Source organism: Nocardia sp. NPDC102475 (assembly GCF_055584605.1).
Window position 1 is genome coordinate 224,197 of the sequence record NZ_JBVJLS010000009.1, and the last position, 13,057, is coordinate 237,253.

The 13,057-nt window shown below is 66.4% G+C and carries 1 protein-coding gene (cut by a window edge); it reads left to right on the top strand.

All coding sequences use genetic code 11. From position 1 onward, the window contains the following. Nucleotides 1–13,057: the 5' portion of a non-ribosomal peptide synthase/polyketide synthase gene (locus ACZ60G_RS18880; RefSeq protein ID WP_465811341.1), read on the top strand. It continues 4,580 nt past the right edge of the window; 13,057 of the gene's 17,637 nt are visible here — the first part of the coding sequence; its start codon is at nucleotides 1–3; the stop codon falls past the right edge of the window.

Genomic DNA, 13,057 nt, shown 5'->3' on the forward strand with positions numbered 1-13,057 from the left:
GTGCACGGTACGGAGTTGGGTGGGGCGCGACCGGACGGGGCCGCGCGCCTGGCGAGTGACTGCTTACCGGACGCTCCGGACAACCAGCCGTTTCCGCTCGCACCGGCGCAGCTGGGGGTCTGGTACGCGCAGTTGCTCGATCCCGACGTGCCGATCAATGTGGCCCAATACGTCGACGTGCCCGGCGTGCTGGATCCCGCGATCCTGCAGGAGGTTTCGGTCATTGCGGCGCGGGAATACGAATCGGTGCTGGTGCGCCTCGGCGAATCCGGCGGTGTGCCGAATCAGTGCGTAGATCCGGCGAATTCGGTCGATATCCAGGCAATCGACCTGCGCGAGTACGCCGATCCGGTGGCCGCGGCGCACGAATGGATGCGGGCGGATGCGAGCGCGCCGGTCGACATGCTGACCGATCGGCTGTTCGCCGGTGCCGTGCTGCGGGTCGCGGACCAGCGGTGCTTCTGGTATCTGCGGGCGCATCACATCGTGCTCGACGGGTTCGGCGCGCTGACCAATACGCAGCGGGTGGCGCAGTTGTATACCGCCAGGGTGCTCGGCACCGAGCCGCAGGCGGTCCAGCCGGGGGCGATGACCGAATTGGTCGACGGTGAGTTCGCCTACCGGGAGAGTTCGCGTTTCGAGACCGACCGGGCGCATTGGGCCGAGCGGATCGCGGGGCTCGACGGCGCGGCCAGTCTGGACGGGCGGACCGCACCGCGCGCGGCGACCAATCTGGTGGTGGGGCGGGTATTGCCGGATGCGCTCATCGATCGGATGAATACGCTTGCGGCGAACCAGGATTCGACACTCGCGGTGGTACTGCTCGCTGCCTTCGCCGGATATCTCGGGCGGCTCACCGATCGGGACGAGGCGGTGCTGAGTCTGCCGGTGACGGCACGCACCACCGCGCTCATGCGGCGGTCGGCCGGAATGCTGTCGAATATCGTGCCGCTGCGGCTCGCGGTCGACGGCACCTGGGGGGATCTGCTGCGGGCGGCGCGCGTCGAGGTGGCGGGTGCGCTGCGGCACCAGCGGTATCGGCACGAGGACATCCGCCGCGATGCCGAGCACGACGGGCATCCGGCGCGCCGTGCGCTGTTCGGACCGCTGGCCAACATCATGCTTTTCGGCAGCGAGCTGACGCTGGGCGAAACGGTCGGCCGCTACCACTTGTTGTCCACCGGGCCGGTAGAGGACCTGAGCCTCAATGTCTATTACGGCGAGCGCGACAGCGTGCACGTCGATTTCGAGGCGAATCCGAATCTCTATACCGCCGACGACATTGCGCGCCATCAGACGCGGTTCGTGCGATATCTGGAGCGGTTGGTGGCCATCGAGGTCGATACGCCGATGGCGGCGGTAGCGGTGGCGACCGAACTGGAACTCGAGGTCAGCACCCGGATCTGGAATGCGACCGGATTCGATGTGCCCGCGGCGGTCGCCGGTGCGCCGACGCTGGTTTCGCTGTTCGAGGCGCAGGTCGCGCGGACGCCGAATGCGGTTGCGGTGCGGTTCACGGGTGTGCCGGACCTGACCTATCGGGAGCTCGCGGCGCGCAGCAATCGGCTGGCGCGGCATTTGATCGGACTCGGCGTCGGGCCGGAGACGCTGATCGCACTTGACATCCGTCGGTCACCGGAGCTGGTAATCGCCATGTACGCCGTGCTCGCTGCGGGGGCGGCGTATGTGCCGCTGGATCCGGATCATCCGGCCGAGCGCACGGCGCACATTCTGGCCACCGCGCGACCGGCATGTGTACTGACAACTGAAGCCACGGAGTTTTCCGGAGTGACCGTGATCCGTCTCGATGAGCGGGATCTCGCGGAATATCCGGATGGTCCGGTCTGGGATCGGGAACGCACCGCCGCGCTGCGGCCGGGGCAGCCCGCGTACGTGATCTTCACTTCGGGGTCGACCGGGCTGCCGAAGGGGGTGGCCGTCACGCACGAGGCGATCGTGAATCGGCTGGTGTGGATGCAGCAGCAGTATCGGCTGTCGGCGGATGATGTCGTACTGCAGAAGACGCCCGCCACCTTCGATGTGTCGGTGTGGGAGTTCTTCTGGCCGTTGCAGATCGGCGCGCGGCTGGTGCTCGCCGAGCACGACGGTCATCGCGATCCGGCCTACCTGCGGGCCGTGATCGACGAATATGGCGTGACAACAGCACATTTCGTGCCACCGATGCTGGAAGTCTTTCTGGCACAGTCAGAATTCGCCGGTCGCACTGCGCTGCGTATGGTCTTCGCGTCCGGCGAGGCGCTGCCCGCGGCGCTGGCGCAGCGGCTGCGGGCGCTGACCGGTGCGCGGCTGCACAACCTGTACGGTCCCACGGAGGCGGCGGTGGACGTCACCTTTCATGAAGTGACCGATACCGATACCCTCTCGGTGCCGATCGGCGCGCCGGTCTTCAACACCCGGCTCTACGTGCTCGATTCGCGGCTGCGGCCGGTACCGGTCGGGGCTGCGGGCGAGCTGTATCTGTCGGGGGTACAGCTCGCCCGTGGTTATGTCGGCCGCCCCGGTCTCACCGCCGATCGGTTCGTCGCGGACCCGTTCGGGTCGGCCACCCGGATGTATCGCACCGGTGATCTGGTGCGCTGGACCACCCACGGTGAGCTGGAGTACCTGGGCCGCACCGATTTCCAGGTGAAGTTGCGTGGGCTGCGGATCGAGCTCGGTGAGATCGAGGCCGTCCTCGGTGTCGTCGATTCGGTGGTGCGCGCGGTGGTCGTGGTGCGCGATGACGCCGGGGTGGGCGAGCAGTTGGTCGCCTATGTGGTCGAAGCCGAGAGCGGCGCGGTGTCTCCCGCCGAACTGCGTACTGCGGCGCTGCGCGCGCTGCCCGCGTATATGGTTCCCGCCGCATTCGTGATGTTGGATGCGCTGCCGGTGAATGCCTCCGGCAAATTGGATCGTGCCGCGTTGCCCGCACCCGAGCGGATCGCGACCGACTACGCCGAGGTCGCGACGCCGGTGCAGGCCACGGTCGCGCGGGTGTTCGGTGCGGTGCTCGGACATGATCGGGTCGGGCGCGACGACGATTTCTTCGCGCTCGGCGGCAATAGTTTGGTGGCCACCCAGGTCGCGGCGCGGTTGGGCGCCGAACTGGGCTGTCGGCTCGGGGTTCGCGAATTGTTCACCGCTACCACGGTGTCCGCACTCGCCGAACTCATCGAGCGGGCGGGTGGATCCAGTGGCGTGCCGGTGCTCGCGCAGCTGCGGGCGCGGCACCGGCCGCCACTGGTTCCGCTATCTCCGGCGCAGCAGCGGATCTGGTTCCTCAACCGGTTCGAGACTTCCAGCGCCGGATACAACATGCCGTTCGTGGTGCGGTTGCGCGGTGCGGTAGATATTTCCGCGCTGCGGCTGGCCTTGGCCGATCTGGTCGATCGGCATGAGGTGCTGCGCACGATCTTTCCCGCGGTATCGGCTCCAGTGGCGGCCCAGCAGGTCGTGTTGTCCGCCGACGAGGTTGTCGTCGTGGGCGAGCCGGAATCGATCGGTGCGGACGAACTGGACGACGAGCTGACTCGGTTCGCGGCGCTCGGATTCGACCTGGAGCGTGAAATACCCATTCGGGCGCGGATTTTCCTGGTCGATGACGAGAGCTGTGCGCTGGCGCTGGTGCTGCACCATATTGCCGCCGATGGCGTGTCGTTGCGGGTGTTAGCACGAGATGTGATGTCCGCGTATGGATCTCGGCATGCGTGTGACGTGCCGGATTGGCTGCCGCTGTCGGTGCAGTACGCGGATTACAGCCTCTGGCAGCATGAATTGCTCGGCTCAGCCGAGGATCCCGATGCCGCGTCGGCCCGGCAGCTGGAGTTCTGGACGGCCACGCTTGCCGGTGCACCCGATCTGATCGAGCTGCCCGCCGATCGGTCCCGGCCCCCGGTCGCATCCGGCCGGGGTGCGGTGCTCGGTTTCGAAATTCCGGGCGACGTGCACGCCGAGGTCGTGAAACTTGCGCGTGCCCAGGGTGTTTCGAACTTCATGGTGTTGCATGCCGCACTCGCCGTGCTGCTGTCGCGGCTGTCGGGTAGCGACGACATCGTGATCGGCACGCCGGTGGCCGGCCGTGGTGAACGGGCGCTGGACGATCTCGTCGGCATGTTCGTCAACACGCTGGTGTTGCGGACCGTGATCGATGCCGCCGCCCCCTTCTCGTCGCTGCTGGCACGGGTGCGCGAGACCGATCTCGCCGCCTTCGGCCATGCCGAATTGCCATTCGAGCAGCTGGTCGATGCCATCAACCCGCCGCGCTCGCAGGCACGACATCCACTGTTCCAGGTATTGCTCGCTTTCGACAATGCTGCGGACATCGCCTTCGAACTCCCCGATTTGTCGGTCTGCACCAGTACCCTGGACACCGGAGTGACCAAGTTCGATCTCCAGCTCACGGTCACCGAAGGCTTCGCCGGTGCCGGACTCAGGGAAGGTTCGGCACCGGCGGGGGTCTGTGCGGACTTCACGTACGCCACAGATCTATTCGACGAATCCACCATCGCGGACTATGCGGAATGGTTGGTTCGGTTGCTGCGCGCGATCGTGGTCGATGCCGAACTGGCGGTGGGCGATCTGCCGCTGCTGGATGTGGCGGGTCGCCAGCGTGCGATCGAGTGCGGAATCGCGGAGTCGTCGAGCCGTGTAGCGACGCTGCCTGCCGCATTCGAGACGCAGGTGCGGCGGACGCCCGATGCTGTCGCACTGGTCGATGAGCACGGTGCGCTGACGTATGCGGAGTTCTCGGGGCGGGTGAATCGGCTTGCTCGTCGGCTGATCGCCGCCGGTGTCGGGCCCGAGACGCTGGTCGTGCTGGGAATGCGGCGGTCGGTCGAGTTCGTTGTCGCGGCCTATGCCGTATTGACCGCGGGTGGCGGGTATGTGCCGGTGGATCCGGATCAACCGGCGGCGCGGCGTGCGCAGGTTGTTGCTTCGGCTCGGCCGGTGTGTGTGCTGACTCGGACGGGTGACGGGTGGTCGGCCAGCCCCTCGGTCCTGGTGGTCGATGCACTGGACTGCTCCGGTTATTCGGATGCGCCGGTGTGGGATTCGGATCGGCTGAGTCCGTTGCGGGCGACCAATACGGCGTATGTCATCTTCACCTCCGGATCTACTGGCGTGCCGAAAGGTGTCGCGGTACAGCATCTCTCGGTGGTGAATCAGATCGACTGGATTGCCGACGAATACGGCATCGGGGCCGACGATGTGGTTCTGTTCAAGACTCCGGCGACCTTCGACGTGTCGGTGTGGGAGCTGCTCGCGCCATTGGCGCGGGGTGCGCGCATGGTGGTCGCCGAGCATGACGGGCATCGGGACAGCGCCTATCTGGCCGCGACCATTGCGGCGCACCGGGTGACGATGACCTCGTTCGTGCCGTCGATGCTGACGGTGTTCGCCGATGCCACCGGCATTGCCGAGATCGCCTCGCTGCGTATGGTTTTCGTGGCGGGTGAAGCGATGACCGGTGAGGCTGCGGCCCGCTTCGCTGCCGTGTGCCGAGCCGAGCTGCACAATCTGTACGGCCCAACGGAATTCACGGTGCACGCCACCTATGCGCCTGTCGATCCGATGGTGCCGGGGGCGGTGCCGATCGGTCGGCCGGTGCGTTCGAGTCAGTTGCTGGTGCTCGACGCTCGGTTGCGGCCGGTACCGGACCTGGTCGTTGGTGAGCTGTATCTTTCCGGCGTTCAGACGGCGCGTGGTTACCACGGGCGGACGGAATTGACGGCCGAGCGGTTCGTGGCCAATCCGTACGGACCGGCCGGAGCCCGGATGTATCGGACCGGAGACCTGGTGCGGCGCAATCGGTCCGGTGATCTGGAGTACCTGGGGCGCAGCGACTTTCAGGTCAAGCTGCGGGGGCAGCGAATCGAGCTCGGTGAGATCGAGGCGGCACTGGTCGCTGCCGACGATGTGCGTGCCGCGGCTGTCCGGGTGTTCGCGCACGCGGCGGGTGAGCTGCTGGTCGCCTATGTCGTCGCCGACATGCCGGAGGCCAAGCTGGCCGAGGTGCTGGGGCAGCGGTTGCGCGCCGTACTGCCTTCGTACATGGTGCCGACGGCCTATGCCGGATTGGCGGAAATGCCGCTGACCAGCTCGGGCAAGCTGGATCGCAAGGCATTGCCCGATCCGGTGCTGACCGCGAAGACGTTTCGTGCACCGGTCACGTCTGCCGAGCATGCGGTTGCCGAGGTGTTCGCGGCGGTGCTCGGTCTCGATCGGGTCGGGCTGGACGACGACTTCTTCGCACTCGGCGGAAACTCTCTGGTGGCCACGCAGATTGCCGCGCGAATCGGCGCGGTCGTCGACGCTGATATTCCGGTGCGGCTGTTGTTCGAGCATTCGACGGTGGCCGCATTGGCCGCGCATCTGCCCGGTTCCGGGACGGCGCGACGGGCGTTGGTCGCGCAAGCTCGGCCCGATGTGGTGCCGCTTTCCTATGCGCAGCAGCGGATGTGGTTCCTCAATCAGTTCGATGCCGCCTCCGTCGCGAATAATCTGACGGCCGCAGTGCGACTGGTCGGCGCGCTCGAGCTCGGCGCGCTGACGGACGCGGTCGCCGATGTCATCAGCAGGCATGAGGCGCTGCGCACCAGATATCCGGCGGTCGACGGTGTGCCGCAGCAGGAAGTGCTGCCGCTGGATGCGGTATCGCTGGTGCCGGAGCCGGTCGATGCTACGGAGTTGGCTGATCGGGTTCGAGCGCTGGCGGCCATGCCTTTCGCGGTGGACCGGGAGGCACCGGTTCGACTCACATTGCTGTGCACTGGGACCGAGCATGTACTTGTAGTTTCGATTCATCACATCAGTGCGGACGGTTGGTCCATCGCGCCGCTTACCCGGGATCTGATGGTCGCTTACGCCGCACGTTGCGTGGGCGCGGAGCCGAACTGGGTGCCGCTGCCGGTGCAGTACGCCGACTACACGCTGTGGCAGCGGGAAGCGCTCGGTGCGGAGGATGATCCGGAATCGCTGATCGCCGCGCAGATCCGCTATTGGTCGACCGAATTGGCCGATCTGCCGGATGTGCTGGCACTGCCGGGGGATCGGCCGCGTCCGGCGGTCGCGTCGGGCCGTGGTGCGCGTCATGCCTTCACCATCGATGCCGCGACCCATCGTCGGCTGTGTGATGTGGCGGAGGGCGCGAACGCCTCCCTGTTCATGGTGCTGCACGCGGCATTCGCCACGTTGCTGGCGAAACTCGCTGGGCAGCAGGATATTGCGATCGGGACGCCCGTCGCCGGTCGCGGTACTGCCGAGCTGGACGGGCTCGTCGGGATGTTCGTCAACACCCTGGTGCTGCGGACCGATGTGCGGCCCGAACTGACTTTTGCCGACTTGATCGCGGCGGCCCGCGACGGTGATCTGCGTGCCCTCGCACATGCCGATGTGCCGTTCGAGCGGCTGGTCGAGGTATTGAATCCGGAGCGCTCCGCGGCCAGGCATCCGCTGTTCCAGGTCATGCTCGACTTCCAGAACACCGCGCAGACCAGCCTGGAGTTGGCCGAGCTCGCGGCCTCGATGCTCGATATCGACACGCGGACAGCGAAATTCGATCTGCAATTGACGCTGACCGAGTCTGTCGGCGCGGCCGGTATGGCAGCGACCTTCGAGTACGCCACCGACCTGTTCGATGCGCGGACGATCGCTTCGTTCGCGACTCGGCTGCAGCGCGTACTCGATGCGGTCGCCGATCCGCACGTGCGGATCGGTGATATCGATCTGCTCGCCGATGACGAGCGGGCACTTATCCTCGACACCTGCAATGCGACAGCGTATCCGGTGGATGCCGACGCGACGCTGGTATCGCTGTTCGAGGCGCAGGTCGCGCGGACTCCGGATGCCATCGCGGTCACCTTCGAGGGCGAGTCGCTGGCTTACGCGGAATTCGCCGGTCGGGTGAACAGGCTCGCGCGGCTGCTGGTGTCGATCGGGGTTCGTCCGGATACCACGGTGGCCATCGGCATGCGGCGATCGGTGGATCTGGTCGTGGCCATGTACGCCGTACTCACGGCGGGCGGTGCGTATGTCCCGGTGGATCCGGAGCATCCGGCCGAGCGGATCACCCAGGCGCTGCGGCTGGCGCGTCCGGTGTGCGTGCTCACCCGCTCGGAGGATGGGCTGGATCTCGACACCGACGAGCACTCGTGCGCGTGGGCGGTGCTCGATGTGGATCTGTTCGACACCTGCGACTATTCGGACGCCCCGGTCACCGATGGCGATCGGCTCGGCTCCTTGGTGCCGGGCAATGCCGCGTACGTGATCTTCACTTCCGGCTCGACGGGGCGGCCGAAGGGTGTCGCGGTTTCGCACGCGGCGATCGTCAATCGTCTGGTGTGGATGCAGGAGACCTACGCGCTCACCGCTGATGATGTGGTGCTGCAGAAGACGCCCGCCACCTTCGATGTGTCGGTGTGGGAGTTCTTCTGGCCGTTGCAGGTCGGGGCGCGTTTGGTGGTGGCGCGGCCGGATGGGCATCGTGATCCGGCGTATTTGGCGCGGGCTATTCGTCGCGAGCGCGTCAGCGTCGCGCATTTCGTGCCGTCGATGTTGGTGGTGTTCGTCGCGGAACCGGCAGCGGCTGACTGTGATTCGCTGCGGATGGTATTCGCGTCGGGGGAGTCGTTGGCGCCGAAGCCTGCGCATCGGTTGCGTGAGCTGACCGGTGCGGCGGTGCACAATCTGTACGGCCCGACCGAGGCGGCGGTGGATGTGACCAGCCACGAGGTCACCGATGCCGATGTGGATACCGTGCCGATCGGCGGGCCGGTATTCAACACCCAGGTCTATGTGCTCGATGCGCGGTTGCGACCGGTGCCGGTGGGGGTTGCCGGCGAGTTGTATTTGGCCGGTGCGCAATTGGCGCGTGGATATATCGGGCGGCCGGATCTGACGAGTGACCGGTTTGTCGCGAATCCGTTCGGCGATGGTGCGCGGATGTATCGGACCGGGGATCTCGTGACCTGGCGTGCGGATGGGGCGCTCGAGTATTCGGGGCGCACCGATTTCCAGGTCAAGCTGCGTGGTCTGCGGATCGAGCTCGGTGATATCGAAACCGCGATCACCGGCTTGGATTCGATTGCGCAGGCGGTGGTGGTGCTGCTGGACGGGCAGCAACTGGTCGCTTATGTCATCGCGGTGGCCGGGGTCGATACCGATGCCCTGAAATCCGCTCTGAGCAGGCAACTGCCCGCGTATATGGTGCCGTCCGCGTTCGTCGTGCTCGATGAATTTCCGCTCAATGCTTCCGGCAAGCTGGATCGGAAGGCCTTGCCGGCGCCCGTATTCGAGGCTGCCGCTTTCCGGGCTCCCGTGACGGCGACCCAGGAAATCGTTGCGCGGACCTTTGCCGAGGTGCTGAATGTCGAGCTGGTCGGCCTCGACGATGATTTCTTCGCACTCGGTGGAAACTCACTCAACGCCAGCCAGGTCGTGGCCAGGTTGGGGGCGGCGCTGGATATGCGGCTGCCGGTGCGGGTGCTGTTCGAGGCGCCCACGGTCGCGGCATTGGCGGCCGCGACGCAGGCGCATGAGGGACGCGGCTATATCGCGTTGAGCGCGCGCACGCGCCCGGCGCGGATTCCGCTTTCACCGGCTCAGCAGCGCATGTGGTTTCTCAATCGGTTCCTCGCCGACGATTCGGCCGGTCCGGGGGATGCCGTGGACAACATTCCGGTGGCGCTGCGGCTCACCGGCGATCTGGATGTGGCGGCATTGTCGGCAGCGCTGGCGGATGTGGTCGCTCGGCACGAGACACTGCGCACGGTCTATCCCGACGGAACCGATGGTGCGGAGCAGGTGATCATCGCTGCGGCGGTTCCGTCGTTGCGACCGGAGCTGGTCACCGAAGCGGAACTCGAGCCGCACCTGTCCGCATTCGCGGCGACGACGTTCGATCTGACCACAGACATGCCACTGCGGGCCCGACTGTTCACTGATGGCCACGAACACGTGCTAGCGCTTGTGCTGCACCATATTTCGGCCGACGGATTCTCGCTCGGACCGCTCGCGCACGATCTCATGACCGCCTATGTCGCACGTCGAGATGGCACCGCGCCCGCATGGGCGACACTGCCCGTGCAGTACGCCGACTACACGCTCTGGCAGGCCGAAACACTCGGTGACGATGCGGATCCAGAGTCGCAGGCGCACCGGCAGCTCGCCTACTGGCGGCGCGCGCTGGCGGGTCTGCCCGGACAGCTGGAGCTCCCCGCGGACCGGCCGCGACCGGCCGTCTCGTCGTATCGCGGTGCCACCCACCGGCTCCGTATCGACTCCGATTTACACAGTGAACTGCGCGAACTGGCCCGCAAGCGGGAAACCACACTGTTCAGCACGGTGCATGCGGCGCTGGCCGTCTTGTTGTCCCGCTTGTCGGTGAGTGAGGACATCGCGATCGGCACGCCGGTCGCGGGTCGCGGTGCTGCCGCGCTGGACGGGCTCGTCGGGATGTTCGTCAACACCCTGGTATTGCGCACCCATGTCGATACCAGGGCGCGCTTCGAGTCGGTGCTCGATACCGTGCGCGCACAGGATATCGAGGCGCTGTCGCATGCGGAGTTGCCGTTCGAGCGGGTCGTCGAGGTTATCGCGCCGACACGAGTACAGAATCGGAATCCGCTGTTCCAGGTGGCGTTGACTTTCCAGAACTTCACGCTGCCGCCGCTCGAACTCGCCGATCTCGTGGTGCGTCCGGTCGAATTCGACGCGGCGGCGGCCAAATTCGATTTGCAGTTCACGGTGGTCGAATCCGATGACGCCGATGGCCGTGCGGATGGCATGGATATCGAGATCACCTATGCGACCGACCTTTTCGATGCGGACACGATCGCGGTGCTCGGTCGCCGGTTCACCCAAGTGCTGGCCGCCATCGCCGCCGACGCCACGGTCGTGGTCGGGGATATTCAATTGCTCAGCGCCGAGGAACAGCATCGCGCACTGTATGAATGGTCGACTCCGACAAGGACTTATGTCACCGAAACGGCCACGCTGGCCGACCGGTTCGCCCAGGCCGCCGCGATCGATCCGACAGCCGTCGCCGTCCGCGCCGGGATGCGATCGCTGACCTATGCCGAACTCGACGCCTGGTCGAACCGGCTGGCCCGGCGGCTGATCGCGGCCGGGGTCGGACCGGAAGCGCTGGTGGCGGTGGCACTGCCGCGGTCGGTGGAACTGGTCGTCGCATTGGTCGCGGTGATCAAGGCGGGCGGCGGTTATCTGCCGATCGATCCGAATTATCCGGCGGATCGGATCGAATACGTACTCGATGACGCGCGTCCGATCTGTGCGATAACCAGCGCCGGAACCGAATTGGCACCCGGCTGGTTCGGCGGGCCGGTGATCGATATCGCGGCCGCGAATCAGTGTTCGACCGCCATCTCCCAGGCGGAGCGACGCAGGTCGCTGAATCCGGCGCATACGGCTTACGTCATCTACACCTCCGGATCCACCGGGAATCCGAAGGGTGTGGCCATCCCACACCGCAATGTGCTGCGCCTGCTCGATAACACCCGGTGCCACTTCGAGTTCGGGCCTTCGGATGTCTGGACCCTGTTCCACTCCTACGCCTTCGACTTCTCGGTCTGGGAGCTCTGGGGTGCGCTGCTGCACGGCGGCACGCTCGTGGTGGTCGACTACTACACCTCGCGATCACCGCAGCAGTTCCTGGAACTGCTTGCCGCGGAACGGGTGACAGTGCTGAATCAGACGCCGTCGGCCTTCTATCAACTGATTGCCGCGGAGCCTGCCGAACTCGCACTGCGCTATGTGATTTTCGGTGGCGAGGCATTGGAACCGCAGCGGCTGGCCGGCTGGTTCGCCCGGCATCAGCGGTCGCCGCGACTGGTAAATATGTACGGCATCACCGAGACCACCGTGCATGTGTCCTACCGGCCGATCGAGGCGGGTACCGGCTCGGCGAGCGTGATCGGTGGGGCCATACCCGGATTGGTCGTGCGCGTGCTCGATGCGCGGCTGCGGCCGGTGCCGGTCGGGGTACCCGGCGAGATCTACGTCTCCGGTGGTCAGTTGGCGCGTGGCTATCTCGGACGGCCCGCGCTCACCGCGAGCCGGTTCGTCGCCGATCCGTACGCGGGGGAAGGTGCGCTGGCCTATCGGTCCGGTGACCTCGCACGGTGGACGGCCGACGGCGAGTTGGAGTATCTGGGCCGGGCCGACCAGCAGGTGAACCTGCGTGGGTTCCGCATCGAGCTGGGGGAGATCGAGGCGGCGCTGCTGGATGCGAGCACAGCGGTGCGCGAGGTGGCGGTGGTCGTGCGCAGCGATCTGGTGGATGAGCCGCGCATTGTCGCGTACGTGGTCGGCTTCGACGCGGTCGATCGGGCAGAGCTGCGACAACAGCTCGCGCGCCGGTTGCCCGAGCACATGGTGCCCGCCGCGATCATGGTGGTGGATCGAATTCCTTTGACCGTCAACGGGAAGCTGGATCGGGCGGCGTTGCCCGCGCCGGAGTTCGAGGCGACGACCTATCGCAAGCCCGGGACTGTCGTCGAGGGGATTGTCGCCGGGGCCTTCGCGGATGTGCTCGGAATAGACGGTCTGATCGGTGCGGATGACGACTTCTTCGCCCTCGGCGGTTCCTCCCTGCTGGCCGCGAAGGCCGCGGCCCGCATCGGGGCCGCGCTCGGGCGCACCGTCGGAGTCCGCGCATTGTTCGAATCGCCGCGGGTCGCCGACCTCGCCGCAGCGGTCAGCGCGAGCGATACGGCTGCGACCAGGCCCGCGCTGGTGGCCGGCGCCCGTCCGGACCGGATTCCGCTCTCCCCCGCACAGCAGCGGATGTGGTTCCTCAACCGGTTCGACCTGCACTCCATTGCGTACAACATTCCGTTGGCGCTGCGGCTCACCGGCGCATTGGATATCGCGGCGCTACGAGCCGCGGTCGCGGATCTGATCGGCCGACATGAATCGCTGCGGACGCGGTATCCAGAAGTGGACGGTGCGGCGACTCAGCTGATCGTGCCGGTCGTGCAGGCGATCCCGTCGCTGTATCCGATTGATATCTCTGAAGCCGAACTGCCGGGCCGAATTCGGG